At 36.2% G+C, this 15,632-nt stretch carries 12 protein-coding genes and 1 tRNA gene; 4 read left to right on the top strand and 9 right to left on the bottom strand.

Annotated elements, in window-relative coordinates; translation table 11 throughout:
- Positions 1-2: 2 nt before the first annotated feature.
- The 5 genes from BUC21_RS09480 to BUC21_RS09500 all read right to left on the bottom strand — a co-directional run bounded on the left by BUC21_RS09480 (position 3) and on the right by BUC21_RS09500 (position 6,094).
- The gene (locus BUC21_RS09480) at positions 3-2,246 is read right to left on the bottom strand and encodes a RelA/SpoT family protein (RefSeq protein WP_073401622.1); all 2,244 of its coding nucleotides are present in this window, start codon (positions 2,244-2,246) and stop codon (positions 3-5) included.
- Between the two features lie 86 nt (positions 2,247-2,332).
- Complete coding sequence (locus BUC21_RS09485; protein WP_073401624.1) at positions 2,333-3,628, bottom strand: lytic transglycosylase domain-containing protein; 1,296 nt, start codon at positions 3,626-3,628, stop codon at positions 2,333-2,335.
- Positions 3,629-3,637: 9 nt separating this feature from the next.
- Positions 3,638-4,420, bottom strand: coding sequence for a DUF5683 domain-containing protein (locus BUC21_RS09490; protein ID WP_073401789.1), 783 nt, complete (start codon positions 4,418-4,420; stop codon positions 3,638-3,640).
- Between the two features lie 4 nt (positions 4,421-4,424).
- Positions 4,425-5,318 carry a ParB/RepB/Spo0J family partition protein gene (locus tag BUC21_RS09495; RefSeq protein WP_073401626.1) on the bottom strand — a complete coding sequence of 298 codons (894 nt, stop codon included), beginning with the start codon at positions 5,316-5,318 and terminating at the stop codon, positions 4,425-4,427.
- Positions 5,319-5,326: 8 nt separating this feature from the next.
- On the bottom strand, positions 5,327-6,094 hold the full coding sequence (locus BUC21_RS09500) for a ParA family protein (protein ID WP_073401628.1): 768 nt from the start codon (positions 6,092-6,094) through the stop codon (positions 5,327-5,329).
- 463 nt (positions 6,095-6,557) lie between these two features.
- Here BUC21_RS09500 and surE point away from each other — a divergent pair, with 463 nt between their 5' ends.
- From surE to BUC21_RS09515, 3 genes are all read left to right on the top strand, one after another.
- Positions 6,558-7,325, top strand: coding sequence for a 5'/3'-nucleotidase SurE (surE, locus tag BUC21_RS09505; RefSeq protein ID WP_073401630.1), 768 nt, complete (start codon positions 6,558-6,560; stop codon positions 7,323-7,325).
- Between the two features lie 9 nt (positions 7,326-7,334).
- A complete protein-coding gene (gene lpxB / locus BUC21_RS09510; RefSeq protein WP_073401632.1) occupies positions 7,335-8,474 on the top strand; it encodes a lipid-A-disaccharide synthase in 1,140 nt (379 codons plus the stop codon).
- A gap of 124 nt (positions 8,475-8,598) precedes the next feature.
- Positions 8,599-9,336 carry a NigD1/NigD2 family lipoprotein gene (locus BUC21_RS09515; RefSeq protein ID WP_073401634.1) on the top strand — a complete coding sequence of 246 codons (738 nt, stop codon included), beginning with the start codon at positions 8,599-8,601 and terminating at the stop codon, positions 9,334-9,336.
- A gap of 92 nt (positions 9,337-9,428) precedes the next feature.
- Here BUC21_RS09515 and BUC21_RS09520 read toward each other — a convergent pair whose 3' ends face one another.
- Genes BUC21_RS09520 through rsfS form a run of 3 tightly spaced genes read right to left on the bottom strand, consistent with a single transcriptional unit; the run spans position 9,429 to position 12,692 of the window.
- Positions 9,429-10,265, bottom strand: coding sequence for a phosphatidate cytidylyltransferase (locus BUC21_RS09520; RefSeq protein ID WP_073401791.1), 837 nt, complete (start codon positions 10,263-10,265; stop codon positions 9,429-9,431).
- A gap of 10 nt (positions 10,266-10,275) precedes the next feature.
- Positions 10,276-12,321, bottom strand: a complete 2,046-nt coding sequence (gene ftsH / locus BUC21_RS09525; RefSeq protein WP_073401635.1) for an ATP-dependent zinc metalloprotease FtsH — start codon at positions 12,319-12,321, stop codon at positions 10,276-10,278.
- Positions 12,322-12,332: 11 nt separating this feature from the next.
- On the bottom strand, positions 12,333-12,692 hold the full coding sequence (gene rsfS / locus BUC21_RS09530) for a ribosome silencing factor (protein WP_073401636.1): 360 nt from the start codon (positions 12,690-12,692) through the stop codon (positions 12,333-12,335).
- 242 nt (positions 12,693-12,934) lie between these two features.
- Here rsfS and BUC21_RS09535 point away from each other — a divergent pair.
- Positions 12,935-13,005 (top strand) — tRNA-Gln (locus BUC21_RS09535).
- A gap of 732 nt (positions 13,006-13,737) precedes the next feature.
- Here BUC21_RS09535 and BUC21_RS09540 read toward each other — a convergent pair.
- Complete coding sequence (locus BUC21_RS09540; protein ID WP_073401637.1) at positions 13,738-15,591, bottom strand: DUF349 domain-containing protein; 1,854 nt, start codon at positions 15,589-15,591, stop codon at positions 13,738-13,740.
- Positions 15,592-15,632 lie beyond the last annotated feature (41 nt).

Consider the following 15,632-nt stretch of genomic DNA (forward strand, 5'->3'; position numbering starts at 1 on the left):
ATTTATTCTTCTATACGCTTAACCTCTTTTACATCCTTAATCTTACGTAGATTATCGCAGATAGTTTTCACGTCGTCAACGTCATGTACGAACAATTTTATTCTTCCTTCAAAGATTCCATCATTAGCTTCTATATTAACTCTTTGAATATTTACATTTAGCTGTCGTGAAATAACTTCAGTTACCTGATTAAGCAGGCCAACAGAATCGAAGCCTTTTACATAAAGGAATATTGGGAAGTATAGAGTTTTGTGAGTGTCCCAGTTTGCAGCAATTATACGATTGCCAAAACTGCTTTTAAGTTTATTGGCTATAGGGCATTGACGCTTATGAATAATGATATCGTTATTTTCGTCCATATATCCAAGTACGTCATCTCCCGGAATAGGTTTACAGCATCCAGCTATTTTATAGCTTTTTTGTATAGTATCCTCTGTAAGCGTTAAGATTTTCTTTTTGTCTATCGCCTCAATAGGCTGTTTTTCTTCCGGTTTCTCTTTCTGATCTTTGCTTGTTCCGAAAGAGAATTTTAAGTATTTCTTCCAGTTTGTACTTTGTTTTTCATTCAGAACATTCTTGTCTGCTTCACCTAAAACAAAAACATTATTTCCAAGATTGGCCAGAAATTCTTCTTTGTTGGCAGAGTTGTGCAGTTTACACAGTTTATCAATATTTGCTGATTCAGGACGAATCTCTTCATTCTTGAAGAACTCTAGCATTATAGCTTCGCCATCTTTCTGAGCATTCCTCTGCTCTTTCTTAAGAATCGCCGATATTTTAGCTTTTGCCTTGGCTGTTGTTACAAAAGTCTCCCATTCAGGTTTAACCTTCTGCGAACGCGATGTGAGGATTTCTACCTGGTCTCCGCTTTCCAGCTTATGGCTCAGTGGAACTAGCTTATGATTTACTTTTGCTCCGATACAGTGACTACCAAGATAGGTATGTATTGAAAAGGCAAAATCAAGCGCTGTGGAGTTTTGAGGCATTGTTTTAATTTCTCCTTTAGGAGTGAACACGAATATCTCAGAAGCAAATAGATTCAGCTTAATAGTATCAAGAAAATCAATGGCATCAGGTTGTGGATCGTCAAGAATCTCTTTGATTGTTCCGAGCCATTTTTCCAATTCGCCTTCATCTTCACTTCCGCCTCCTTCTTTGTATTTCCAGTGAGCTGCGAACCCTTGTTCGGCAACTTCATTCATCCGGTCGCTTCGAATTTGTACTTCAATCCACTGCCCGTTGCTTCCCATGAGGGTAACGTGAAGTGCCTGATAGCCATTAGCTTTAGGATGGCTTACCCAATCTCTTAGTCGGTCGGGGTGAGGTCTGTATATTTTGGAGATAGAGACATAAATATTAAAGCATTCATTAAGCTCTTCCTCTTCATTCTTCGGAGTGAAAATAATGCGGACAGCAAGCAAATCATAGATTTCTTCAAAAGGGAGATGCTTGGTTTGCATTTTATTCCAGATGGAATAAATAGATTTAACTCTCGCAATAATCTCATATTTCAGTCCCATTTTGTCCAATTGAGCACGGATGGGAGCTGTGAAATTCTTGAAAACTTCGTCACGATGAGCTTCTGTAGCCTTAAGTTTTCCTTGTATTTCGTTATAAATTTCCGGATGTTCGTACTTAAAACTGAGGTTCTCCAGTTCAGTCTTTATTTTATTTAGCCCCAATCGGTTTGCCAGTGGAGCATAAATATATAACGTTTCTCCGGTAATTTTATATTGCTTGTTGGGAGGCTGAGATCCCAATGTTCGCATGTTATGAAGACGGTCTGCAATTTTTATAAGAATAACACGGATATCGTCAGACATAGTCAGCAACAATTTCTTGAAGTTTTCTGCCTGAGCGGAAGCATGCTCGCCAAATATACCACCAGATATCTTAGTTAATCCGCTTACAATCTGAGCAATCTTTGGTCCAAAAATGTTTTCTATATCTTCAACCGTGTAATCTGTATCTTCTACAACGTCATGAAGTAAAGCCGAACAAATGGATGTTGAGCCTAATCCTATTTCGTTGCAAACAATTCTTGCCACTTCAATAGGGTGCATTATATATGGCTCACCAGATAAACGCTTGATTCCCTTGTGAGCCTGATTAGCAAAATTAAAGGCTTTCGTGATGATTTCAACACGTTTGCGATGTCTGGTAGCTAGATAATCATTCAAAAGTTCCTGGAACCCTTGTTCAATCATCTCCTCATCAGTTAAATGCTCGTTTTTATCTATATCCATTGTTTATTCTTCTCTTTTGTGGGTCTTGCAAAAATAAACAAAATTCCCTAGCTAACAAGCAATTTAACTAATGAACTATATGTTTTTTATTTACGGATTTTCAGTTTCTTTCCAGCTCTGATATTAGTGCCTTTCAATCCATTCCATTTTTTAAGTTGTTTTACTGTTACGCCATATTTATCTGCTATATCAGAAAGAGTTTGTCCGCTTTTCACTTTATGAGAAGTGATTCTTGCTTTCTTACTATGACGACTGTGCTTTTGAACAACCGGTTTTTCTTCTGCAACTTCTTCTGTAGGAGAAACTGTTGGTCTGTTGCTAAACAATTCTTCAGCGCGATATGCGTAAATAGTATCTTGTCTGTCAATAAATGTATTGATATAGTTTCTGGGAAGACGAAGTGTACATGCTTCTGCATTTCCAGGAATAACATCTATTTTATATTGTGGATTAAGACTTCTTATCTGATCAATGTTCACACCACAAATATCTGCAATTTGCTCGAAGTGAAGTTGTTTACTAACTACTACAGTGTCTGTGTTCTGATCAATATCAGCTTCCATTGGACAAATGTTATGATCACAATAATATGTCATAACATAATTTGCTGCAATAAAAGCAGGAACATATCCTCTGGTTTCTTGTGGTAGGTAATTGTAAATAGCCCAGTAATCTCTTGCTCCGTTTGCACGTCTGATTGCTTTGTTTATATTTCCGGCTCCACAATTGTAAGCAGCAATAACAAGATTCCAGTCTTTGTATATTGTATATAAGTCTTTCAGATATCGTGCTGCTGCCCAGCTAGCTTTGATTGGGTCTCTACGCTCGTCAATAATACTATTGGTCTCTAATCCATATAGCTTTCCTGTTCCAATCATAAATTGCCAAAGTCCGGCTGCACCAACAGGTGAAACAGCCTTAGGATTAAGAGCCGATTCAATGATAGGAAGGTATTTCAATTCCTGAGGAATATTATATGCGTCGAGCGCTTCTTCAAAAATTGGCATATAAAAGTTTGATGCTCCAAGCATATAAGAAACCTGCTTACGAAGTTTACCGGAGTACATTTCAATGAATTTCCGTACAACATCGTTATAAGTTAATTCCATAACAGCAGGAATGCGAGATAATCTGTCTATATATACAGAGTCCGGGAATGTAGGATTCTCATCCTTTGTCAGGCAGTCATTGCTCAATGATAGAGAGTTCTTTGAATGCCATTCATTAAGTAAACTATCTACATCGTATGTCATGCTTTGAGGTAAACCTATTGTCTCTTCGCGAGTAGTTCCGTTTTGGTGGACTGTCACGTTGATACTTTGAGCATTTACCGATGTATAACTTACAAATAGGATAGAAAGGATTAGGAAAAATTTCTTCATGTCTTTTTTTTAGAATTTAATACTGCATTGCACACCGAGAGTGTTTTTTGCTGAGTGATTATTGTTTATCACTGTCGGGTTGATTTGTAAACCGATGTCAGGTGTTATATCAAAGTTAGATAACTCTGCATCCACATAAGCATCTATAATAGAAACTAAATACACTCCGATAAAGGCAAATATACTTAAGTCTCGGTATCTTCTATAGGAATCTTTTTTATTCTTAAAGACTGTTTTAAGCCAATCCTTTTTTGCTTCAACATCATAGCCTGGAGAAAGAAAATTCAGATAACTGGTTGTCTTGTCATCATTGTCCATTATGTCTTGATAGGCTTGTGAATAATCTTTATAGTATTTATTATTCCAGCTTAAAGCATATGTACAAGCAACAAATCCTCCATAGATAATGGGCAGCTTCCAGTATTTACGGTTATATATTTGTCCTCCGCCGGGAAATACAGCCGCTAACCAGGTTGCTTTTGTTGAATTAGGTATAAATAATGGCTTTTTTAGAACTGACATGGAATCAGTTGACATCTGAGATTGATCTAACTTTAAAGGAGAATTAATATCAGATATGTTCTTTTTGTTTATCAGTTCAAGGCTGTCAGCAGTTGAAATATCTTTTTTAGGAGAACTAACATCTTGCCGATGTTTTCTGGCCTGAGGAATATTTATGGTGCTGTCTGCCTTAGTAATAGTCTGTTGTGCATACAGATCAATCCCTGTTACCTGAATTGCACAGAGTAACAGGGTTATAAGTATACGGTATGTCAATTTATTAACTGTCAATTGTTTATTTATTCTTAATGCTATCGAAGATTTCCATGATTCTTTCAAGGTCTTCTTCATTACTAAATGGAATGCTAATCTTGCCTTTACCTTTGGCTGTACAAGATAGTTGTACTTTTGCGTTGAAGAATCCTGATAGATGTTTTTTCAGGATATTATACTCTTCAGGCAATTTATTACCTTTAGTTGCTAAGGTTTTCTTTCCGCTTTTTATCGTTTCTCCTTGATTAAGTGCCTTTACAATTTCTTCAACTTTACGAACTGAATAAGAATGCTGAAGAATTTCTTCATAAACTTTAACTTGAAGTTTTGGATCATTAAGGGTAATCAAAGCCCTTGCATGTCCCATATCAATAGTCTTGTTTTGTAAAGCCACCTGTATTTGAGCAGGAAGTTTTAATAGACGAAGATAGTTGGCTATAGTAGTTCTCTTTTTACCAACACGCTCACTGAGTCTTTCCTGAGTCAAATTGTATTGTTCAATTAAGTGCTGATAAGCAAGTGCTATCTCAAGAGAATTCAAGTCTTCTCTTTGAATATTCTCAATCAGAGCCATTTCCATTACATTCTCATCATCCGCTGTACGGATGTATGCTGTGATTGTTTGAAGTCCGGCTAACTGAGAAGCTCTGTATCGACGCTCACCAGCAATAATCTGATAAGAATCATCTGATATTTTTCTCAGTGTTATTGGTTGAATAATACCAATTTCTTTAATAGAGTCTGCCAGCTCTTCAAGAGCTGTCTGGTCAAATTCGCGACGTGGTTGAGATGGATTGACCGATATTTTGGATAATTCTATTTCATTAATGGAAGATGAGCCTTCAGTCTTTACTTCATCCATTGAAATCAAGGCATCTAATCCTCTTCCTAAAGCAAATTTTTTGTGTACTGCCATGTCTTATCTTACTTACTATTTCGTTTAATAATTTCCTGTGCCAATGCCAGGTGATTCTTTGAACCAGTAGAATCAGCATCGTAAAGGATGACTGGGAGCCCATGACTTGGAGCTTCACTTAGTTTTACATTACGCTGCACCACCGTTTTAAATACCAATTCCTGAAAATGTCTTTTCACTTCATCATAGATTTGGTTCGCAAGTCTCAGGCGAGAGTCAAACATGGTGAGCAAGAATCCTTCTATTTCCAGTTCCGGATTTAGTTTGGATTTTATAATTTTAATGGTATTCAGCAGTTTACTGATTCCTTCCAATGCAAAATATTCGCATTGCACAGGGATGATAACCGAATCAGCAGCAGTGAGAGCATTTACAGTTATCAGTCCTAGAGAAGGAGAGCAGTCTATAAGTATATAGTCATATTCTGCTTTCATTGGGGTTAATATCTTTTTCAGTACTCTCTCTCGATCGGGGAGATTAAGCATTTCAATTTCCGCACCAACTAAATCAATATGTGACGGAATAATATCGAGTCCGTCGATATCTGTCGTGTATATTGCTTCCTTCGTTTCTTCGTTGTTTATTATGCATTCGTAAATACTGCATTCAACTTCTTTAAGATCTACTCCTAAGCCGGAGGAAGCATTAGCTTGAGGGTCGGCATCAACAACAAGAACCTTTTTCTCCAACGTTGCAAGAGACGCTGCAAGATTGATGGTTGTCGTTGTTTTTCCGACGCCACCTTTTTGATTGGCTAAAGCGATAATTTTTCCCATACTACTTTTAATTTGTTGAGGCGAAATAAGTAATAAAAACTTAGAGCACCTACTAAAAAAGGAAAACATTGCAAAATCTGTTGATAAGTTACCTCTTTTGTTAATAACTATCAGACAGTGAGCATACAGATACTAAAAAAGATATTTGTCTTTATCCTGCAAATATATACATTTCCATTTAATAAACTTTCATTTTTTAAACCGGCTTGCATAACATTAAGATTTGTAAACTACTGAGGGTATGATAAGAGAAGATTATTTAACTCGATTTATGTTTTTAATCTTCTGTACAAAATCTTGCTTAATGTTATCCAGGAATATTAGCTCTTTTGTACAATATGATTTGATAATGTCCTTAAAAATGAGACTATTTCTCTCTAATGCTTTTATGCCCTTTCTTTTGTTTATCATTGTTTTTTCTCTACTTTTGTGCTAAATAATTTAATAAAAGAACATTTTACGGATGGAAAACGAGAGACCGCTAATACTCATCTCTAACGACGATGGGTTTATGGCAAAAGGAATCAACGAATTAGTTAAGTATGTTCGTCCTTTAGGGGACATTGTTGTAATGGCTCCGGATTCACCACGCTCTGGAATGGCTTGTGCCATTACAGCTGATCGTCCTGTGAAATATACATTAATGAAAAAGGAGCCAGGACTTGCAGTTTATAAATGTTCTGGTACTCCGGCCGATTGCATAAAATTGGCTAAATATGCAGTTTTAGATAGACAACCCGATTTGGTAATAGGTGGTATTAATCACGGAGATAATGCTGCAGTGAATGTTCACTATTCCGGAACAATGGGAGTAGTAATAGAAGGTTGTCTTAGTGGAGTTCCTTCGATAGGTTTCTCTATCTGCGATCATAACCATGATGCTGATTTTGAACCAACAGCTGATATTATTCGAAGTATAACTCAGAAAGTGATAGATAATGGTTTGCCAAAAGGAATTTGTCTGAATGTGAATTTTCCGTTATGTCCTGAAATTAAAGGAGTGAAAATATGCCGTCAAACAGTAGGACAATGGACACACGAATGGGCGCGTAGAAGCCATCCTAATGGAAGTGAATATTTCTGGTTGACTGGCGATTTTGAAAATCATGAGCCGGATGAGGAAGATACAGATAATTGGGCGCTAAATCACGATTATGCAGCAATTACTCCTACAAAAGTTGATGTGACAGCTTATGAGGTTATGGATCAGCTGAAGGCCTGGAACTTATAAAAGATAAGAATGAAATATTATTTAATTGTAGGTGAGGCTTCTGGAGATTTACATGCTTCTAATTTGATGCGTGAATTAAAACAAGAAGATACGAATGCTGAGTTTCGTTTCTTTGGCGGGGATTTAATGTCTGCTCAGGGAGGAACACGTGTGAAGCATTATAAAGATTTGGCATACATGGGTTTTATTCCTGTACTTCTGCATTTGCGCACTATTTTTGCCAATATGAAATTGTGCAAGGAAGATATTATTTCTTATGCACCAGATGTGGTAATATTGGTTGATTATCCCGGATTTAATCTGTCTATTGCAAAGTTTGTGAAAACACAGACAAGAATTCCGGTTTACTATTACATTTCTCCCAAAATATGGGCATGGAAAGAATATCGCATAAAAGATATAAAGAAGTATGTTGATGAACTGTTTTCAATTCTTCCTTTTGAAGTTGATTTCTTCCATGGACACCAATATCCCATACATTATGTAGGTAATCCAACTGTTGATGCGGTTGAGACTTTTCGTGCAAATCATCCGGAGGATTTTACTTCTTTTACTGCTGAAAATGAACTGGCCGAAAAACCAATTATTGCATTGCTGGCAGGTAGCAGAAAGCAGGAAATAAAAGATAATTTGCCTGATATGTTGAAAGCTGCTTCTAAGTTTTCAGGTTATCAGTTAGTATTGGCAGGTGCTCCGGGCATTTCTTCAGATTATTACCAGAAATATATTCAGGGAGTAAAGGTGAAAATTGTTTTTGATCAGACATATCGTTTGCTTCAACATTCATCTGCAGCTTTAGTAACCTCGGGAACTGCGACCCTTGAGACTGCTTTGTTTCGTGTACCTCAGGTCGTTTGTTATCATACGCCACTAGGCAAAGTTATTTCTTTCCTTAAAAAGAAAATTTTGAAGGTTAAGTTTATTTCATTAGTTAATCTTGTTGCCGGGAAAGAGATTGTTCGCGAACTTGTAGCAGATACAATGACTGTTGATAATATGCAGTCGGAATTAAAAGCTGTATTACTTGATAATGTAAAGCGTCAGCAAATGCTTGATGAATATGACCGGATGATTAAAATTCTTGGTCCTTCTGGTGCCTCAAAGAAAACCGCTACTAAGATGGTTGAATTACTGAAAAGCCGTAAGTAAACTGTAAGTCTGATAGATAATTACCAGAATATTAAAAAACTTTTTTAAGCATAATTTAATTAGCCGCAATGCAGTAAAATGATTGCGGCTTTGTTTATTCTATGTAGTAAACAAATTTAGAGTTATGAAAAAATTAAGTTATTATCTACTGTTATTAGTGTTGGTTTTAGTTCCAACCCTTCAATCTTGCGATCTTGATGATGATGATGGTTATTCATTAGGTAATTACACTATCGCTTTGGGTACAGTAAAAGTTGATGCTGGTAATGTTTCCTTCGTTTTGGATAATGGAGAAAAGTTATGGCCGGCAGCCACTCTTGTTCCATATAAGAATCTTGAAAATGGAACAAGAATAATTGGAAACTTTACACTGTTAAGTGATGCCCAGAATGGTTTCGATCATTATGTTCGTCTGAATGATTATTCTGTAATATTAACTAAGAATATAATTAATCTTACAGAAGAAAATAAAGATAGCATAGGAGACGATCCTGTAAGAATTACAGATATGTGGGTAGGTGGTGATTATCTAAATGTAGAGTTTGACATGAATATTCCCGGTGCATTAAAGCATCGCGTTAACCTCGTAAAGAATACCACGTTACAATATCCTGATGATGGATATATTCATCTTGAATATCGCTATAATGATATGAATGATGTTACAGACTATGTAGCACATAGTATTGTTTCATTTAGCCTTGGAGATATGGGCGTTGGCCATACAGACAAGAAAGGATTGAAAATCAGGATTAATTCGGCTGTGAATGGTGAAAAGGTCATTACTATTGACTATAAAGACCTTCAGACTAATAAGTCAATAGCTGCTTTACCTGGTAAAATGAAAGAAAGGATCAACTAAGAATTGCTTGTGGAAAGCAAATATGGATGTTTAAATTAAAAAAGGAAGTCGCTGTTGACTTCCTTTTTTTAATATATGATTGTTTATTGTAATTAAAACAATGTGATAACATAAAGATATATAACAGCTGCAGGAACTGCAATTAATAAACTGTCAAACCGATCCAGTATTCCGCCATGTCCTGGGAAAAAAGTTCCGGAATCTTTTATACCCATATGTCTTTTTATCATTGACTCTGCTAAGTCTCCCCAGGTTCCGAATACAGAAACTACAAGACCTAATCCGGCCCATTCAATAGAAGATAAGAATGGAAAGAATCTTCCTAAAACAAAACCAGTTATCAATGTGATAACAGCTCCGCCAATAAAACCTTCCCATGATTTCTTTGGAGAGATTCGTTCGAATAATCTGTGCTTGCCGAATAAAGTTCCAAAACAGTATGCACCAGTGTCATTTAGCCATATAAAGATGAATATGGATAATGGAAGAGCATAGTTGTAACTTATGGTTCCAGTATTATCTACCTGAAAAGCAAGAACATTTAGTAAAGCAAATGGCAATCCAATATAAAGCTGAGTCAGCGTTGAGTATGCCATGTTATTTACAGGATTTGACTTCTGGAGATAAAGTTCACTGATAATAAGGTATATTATCAGAAAAAGATAAGGAATAAAAATCTGAGAACCGGAGAGATTCATACAGAACCCCAGAAAAGCAAAAAAGAGGTATACACCTCCTAATATATTAATAACTACGTTTGTGCTTACATTCTCATTGTTATTAACCAGATTGCTGAATTCGTGTACAGCAAGTGCTGATATAATAGCAAATAGTATTGCAAAAGATATAGGGCTAATAACGATACAGCACACGAGCACTGCAACTATCAATGCTCCTGTAACTGTACGTTGGATAAAGTTATTTTTTATCATTCTTCTATTAATTCATTGTATTATCTTCTCCGTCTGATTGCCCGGGAAGGTTTGCTTCTGTTTTAGAAGGATTTAGATTTGTTTCAGGTTCTTTCTCTAAAGAAGAATCCTTTTTCGCTATCTCAGCTTGTTCTTCTGCTGATTTCTCTGTTGCCATGATTTCGGCAGAGCGAGAAGTCCATGGACGCTTTCCGAAAATGCGCTCTACGTCTTCAGCAAAAATAACTTCTTTTTCTATCAATAAATTAGCCAAAGCATTGTGTTGCTCTTTATGTTCTGAAAGAATCCTTTTTGCTCTGTCATACTGACCATTGATTAAAAGCTTAGCTTCTTCATCAATCATTTCGGCTGTTTTATCGCTATATGGCTTGTTGAAAGAATATTCTTCGTTATTATAGTAGCAAAGGTTAGGGAGTTTATCACTCATACCCAGATAAGCAATCATTCCATACGCCTGCTTGGTTACACGTTCCAAATCGTTCATTGCTCCTGTAGAAATATGACCTACGAATAATTCTTCGGCTGCGCGTCCTCCAAGGGTTGCACACATCTCATCCTGCATTTGTTCTTTGGTAGTAATCTGTCTTTCTTCAGGCAAATACCACGCAGCACCCAATGCTCGTCCGCGAGGAACGATAGTAACCTTAATCAATGGATTTGCATGTTCAAGCAACCATGAAAGACTTGCGTGTCCGGCTTCGTGGAGTGCGATTGTTTTTCGTTCCTCCACAGTCATAATCTTGCTTTTCTTTTCCAAACCACCGATAATTCTGTCAACAGCATCCAGAAAATCTTGTTTTCCTACAAATGTTTTTCCATGACGGGCAGCTATCAATGCAGCTTCGTTGCAGACATTTGCAATATCGGCACCTGAGAAACCAGGTGTTTGACGAGCCAAAAGATCAACATCTACTGTTTCATCTATTTTAATTGGACGTAAATGAACTCCGAATACTTCTTTTCTTTCATTCAAGTCGGGCAAATCTACATGTATCTGACGGTCAAAACGTCCTGCACGAAGTAGAGCCTTGTCAAGTATGTCCGCACGGTTGGTAGCAGCCAGAATAATAATACCGCTGTTTGTTCCAAAACCATCCATTTCGGTGAGTAACTGGTTCAATGTGTTTTCGCGTTCGTCGTTACCACCCATGCTTGGGTTCTTTCCACGTGCTCGTCCTACTGCATCAATTTCATCGATGAAAATAATACAAGGAGATTTTTCTTTAGCTTGTTTAAACAAGTCTCTTACACGTGAAGCACCAACACCTACGAACATTTCTACGAAGTCGGAACCCGAAAGAGAGAAGAATGGTACATCAGCCTCGCCGGCTACAGCCTTGGCAAGTAATGTTTTACCTGTTCCCGGAGGGCCTACAAGTAATGCTCCTTTAGGAATTTTTCCTCCTAATTCAGTATATTTTTGTGGGTTTCTAAGGAATTCTACAATTTCTTCAACTTCCTGTTTTGCTTCAGCCAATCCGGCCACATCCTTAAAGGTGACTTTAACCGATCCTCCTTTTTCAAAAAGTTGTGCTTTTGATTTTCCAACGCTGAAGACGTTAGAACCAGAACCACCTCCGCTACCCATTTTGCGCATAAAGAAAAGCCACACTCCGATGAGCAGAACAAAAGGTAATATGTTTAATAAAAAAGCACTTATATAGTCTTTTTTCTCAGCATATTCTTCTTTTCCCTGGAAACGAGCTTCGTCTTTTTCCTTTTCCAGGAATCTGCTTACAGACTCGTTGGATGGAACTCTTGATGTAACCACAGGAGACGTGCCAACTTTTGAGGCATCCTGTTTGAATACGTCTTTTATACGCTCCGGTTTGATATAAAGTTCAACAGTATTATCATTGTAAGTCACAACTTTAGAAGCATATCCATTGCGGACATACTGTTGAAACTCACTATAACTGATTGGCTTTGTCATCGAACCTCCCTCACTCGAGAGATATAGCCCGATTAGCATCATGGCTATAATTGCATACATCCAGTTAAGGCTGAACTTCGGCATGTTCATTTTGTTATTTTGTTTTTTGTTGTTACTCATCTGTTCTAAAATTAGTCAAGATCTGGTATAGCTTTTAATTTAGCATCGGCCCAAAGATGTTCAAGGTTATAATATTCTCGTATTTCTGGTAAGAATATGTGAACCATTACGTCCGAGTAGTCCATTGCAACCCACTCGCAATTATTCAATCCATCGGTACCTATTGGCTTTATGTCTGTATTCTTTCTTACGAATTCTCTGACTTCGTCTGTGATTGCGCTAACATGACTAGGTGAATTACCTTGGCATATAACGAAATATTTGCATATCGTATCGCCGATCTTCGTCAGATCTGCTACTACTATTTTATATCCTTTTTTCTCCTGAATTCCTTCTACTATTTTCTGTACTAATACTTCTGTTTCGCTCATTTATTTTCTATGAAAGATTAATAATAATCTGATTTTAGTTTATCTGTAAAACAATAATTTACAAATATACGCCGTTTTATTGTATCGGCGAAAGTAAAAGTGAAAATCTCTCTTGTTTTTGTATTTTTTTAGATAAAAACCTTCCAGATTTTTATTTCTCTCTGAAATTTTAAACAAAAAAAGTGGCTAAAGTGTTTCATATTTCTCAAAGAATTCCTATCTTTGCATCGCAATTGAGAAATTGGGCTATGGTGTAATGGTAACACTTCAGTTTCTGGATCTGACTTTTAAGGTTCGAATCCTTATAGCCCAACAAAAATGGAGATGCGGTAATAATCAACGGATTATTACCGCATTTTTCTTATTAGCCTGCCGTGCGTAATTGAAACTTAAGTGTGTTGTACACAGAACTCCGGTTTAGCATTTAGAATACTATTCGGTTCATTTTTGAACTCTTGTACAAAAGATATCTTTCTTCTGTACAAAAGAATTAATTGTTCTGTACAGAAGAATGCATTCTTTTGTACAAGAATTTAAAAACATTATTCCTGAAAAAATAGAAATGTTGTGGGAGGTAAAATGAAGTCTCGTTATACTTTATAATAACTTGAGCTGCAAATTAAAAATGTATTGGGACTATATAATTTGTTTCATATCGAGAATTTTAGCTCAATTAGCAAGTTTAAATTTTGATTATGAGTATGGTACAATAATATGTTTATTCAAAAATAAGAAAGCTTAAGCTTGAGACAAAGTGCTAGATTGCTAGATCACTGCTAGATCAAATTTGGTTGATCTAGCACTTCTATTTTTCTTATTTACAACGCATTAAATGTCAACTGCTAGATTGCTAGATCAATTTTGCAAATAATAAATTTCCGAGAGTAATGTGTTTTAGATATAAACAATGCTGATAGGTCTGTTTATGTCTGGGAAATAAATGTTTAGCATCTTTCTTTCTAAAAAAGCAATAGAGTGAAATTTTAAGCAAAAAAAAGAGCCTTCGTTAAAAGGCTCTTTCGGTATTTATTGTAAGATTATTAATCTATTTAGTAGACTGATCAATAACTTTGATTTTTTCTAATGTAAGTTCAAGATCGGACTTTAATTTCTCAACTTTTCTATTCAATTCTGTAACCAGACTATTACCTTTCTTTGAAGAAGAAGTCAGGAATCCAAGATTGTTTTCGTAAGTCTTTATTTCGTTCTTCATTGATTCGTAAGCACGAACCAGTTTTTCGCGTTCACGATAAAGAGTTTGAGCACCGCCCTTTTCACCTTGTCCCGCTACGTTACTGATATTTGTTTTAAAATTATTCAGCTTTCTGTTTGTAGCACTTACATTTAAACGATCGAATTGTTTATCAACTAAATCATGGAACTGCTTATAAAGCTTATCCTTTTCTTTAAAAGGAACATGACCAATTGCATTCCATTCCTTAATAGTTTCACGAACAAGATTACTTGCTTCGCTAGCTTCCAGGCTTTCGTCGATTGTTGTCAATTTCTCAATAAGTGCTTTCTTCTTTTGCAAGTTTTCAACCTCAATAGAATGTAGAGAAGATGTTGCCTTATTTTTCTGTTCAAAGAAATAATCGCAAGCTTCAATAAAACGTTTCCAGATTGGATCTGAATATTTTTTAGATACAGGACCAATAGTTTTCCATTCTTTCTGAAGTTTAGTGAGAATATCTGAAGTTTCTTTCCAGTCAGTACTATCTTTAAGAGCTTCAACTTTTTCACATAGCGCTTTCTTCTTTTCCAGATTTTCGTTCATTTCTTCTTTAATCTTCTTGAAGAATTCACCTTTCTTTTTAAAGAAGTCGTCGCAAGCTGCACGGAATCTTTCGAAGATCTTAACGTTCATTTTCTGTGGAGCAAAACCGATAGTTTTCCATTTGTTTTGCAGCGCAATGATTTCCTGAGTCTTCTTTTCCCAGGCATTGAAAGAGTTTAATTCATTATATTCTGTGGCTTCAACGATTTCGCAAATAACAGTTTTTTCATCCAGGTTTCGTTGTTCTACTTCCTTTAATGCTTCAAAATGTTGTTGGTGGCGACGATTTACTTCAGTAGAAGCATTTTTGAATCGTGCCCATATTTCGTCGCGAAGTTCCTTAGCAACAGGACCTGTATCGCGAAATTCCTGATGTAGCTTTTGTAATTGGTGAAATGCAGAAACAACATCCGCTTCATTAGCTAATCTTTCTGCAGCTTCACAAAGTTTTGTTTTAATTTCAAGATTCTTTTTGAAGTCGTAATCTCTGAATTCATTATTAATCTTAATTATATCGTAGAATTTCTCAACGTATACCTGATAATTTTTCCAAAGTTCGTTAACTTTAGCTTGAGGTACTAATTTAATTTCGTTCCACTCTTGCTGAAGTTTCTTGAAATCATTGTATGCTTTGTTTACATCTTCAGGATAATTGACTAGCTCTTTAAGCTTCTCAATAATACCTAATTTAGTCTGTAGGTTTTCTTCTTTTTGTTTTTCCAGTTCAGCGTTAAATGTGCTTCTCTTTTCTTTGATAGCGGTCATTATAGATTTAAATTCAGCTTCGTCGTTGTCTGCTGCAGGAACAAATGATTCTTCTGTGCCGCCTTCTTCTATAAATTTCTTTTTTGCTGATTCTTGTTCAATCTTGTGGAGTTTGTAGAAAGTCTGTTTAAGGGAGTCTAACTCTTGCTTGTGAGTGCTTTCAGCATTTGCAGAAAGTTCCTTTAGTCTTTCAATTACTTCCAGTTTTGACTGCAAGTTAGCAGCCGCCGACATGTTTACTTCTGTAGTTTCCTCTGGAGTTTCTTCGGTAACAACCTCAGAAACCTCGGGAACATTCTTTTCTTCTTCTAATTTTCCTTCTTCTAAAGGTAGATTAGTGTCCTGAGTGTCCATCATTTGTTCAATCGTTTTTAGGTATAGGATTTAGTCCCTTTATT

Source organism: Bacteroides luti (assembly GCF_900128905.1).
In the GTDB taxonomy this organism is placed as follows: domain Bacteria; phylum Bacteroidota; class Bacteroidia; order Bacteroidales; family Bacteroidaceae; genus Bacteroides; species Bacteroides luti.

Bases quoted from the DNA above. Each gene is read 5' to 3' on its own strand.
- BUC21_RS09480 (WP_073401622.1), bottom strand. From the start codon at position 2,246: ATGGATATAGATAAAAACGAGCATTTAACTGATGAGGAGATGATTGAA.
- BUC21_RS09485 (WP_073401624.1), bottom strand. From the start codon at position 3,628: ATGAAGAAATTTTTCCTAATCCTTTCTATCCTATTTGTAAGTTATACA.
- BUC21_RS09495 (WP_073401626.1), bottom strand. From the start codon at position 5,318: ATGGCAGTACACAAAAAATTTGCTTTAGGAAGAGGATTAGATGCCTTG.
- BUC21_RS09500 (WP_073401628.1), bottom strand. From the start codon at position 6,094: ATGGGAAAAATTATCGCTTTAGCCAATCAAAAAGGTGGCGTCGGAAAA.
- surE (WP_073401630.1), top strand. From the start codon at position 6,558: ATGGAAAACGAGAGACCGCTAATACTCATCTCTAACGACGATGGGTTT.
- lpxB (WP_073401632.1), top strand. From the start codon at position 7,335: ATGAAATATTATTTAATTGTAGGTGAGGCTTCTGGAGATTTACATGCT.
- BUC21_RS09515 (WP_073401634.1), top strand. From the start codon at position 8,599: ATGAAAAAATTAAGTTATTATCTACTGTTATTAGTGTTGGTTTTAGTT.
- ftsH (WP_073401635.1), bottom strand. From the start codon at position 12,321: ATGAGTAACAACAAAAAACAAAATAACAAAATGAACATGCCGAAGTTC.
- rsfS (WP_073401636.1), bottom strand. From the start codon at position 12,692: ATGAGCGAAACAGAAGTATTAGTACAGAAAATAGTAGAAGGAATTCAG.
- BUC21_RS09540 (WP_073401637.1), bottom strand. From the start codon at position 15,591: ATGATGGACACTCAGGACACTAATCTACCTTTAGAAGAAGGAAAATTA.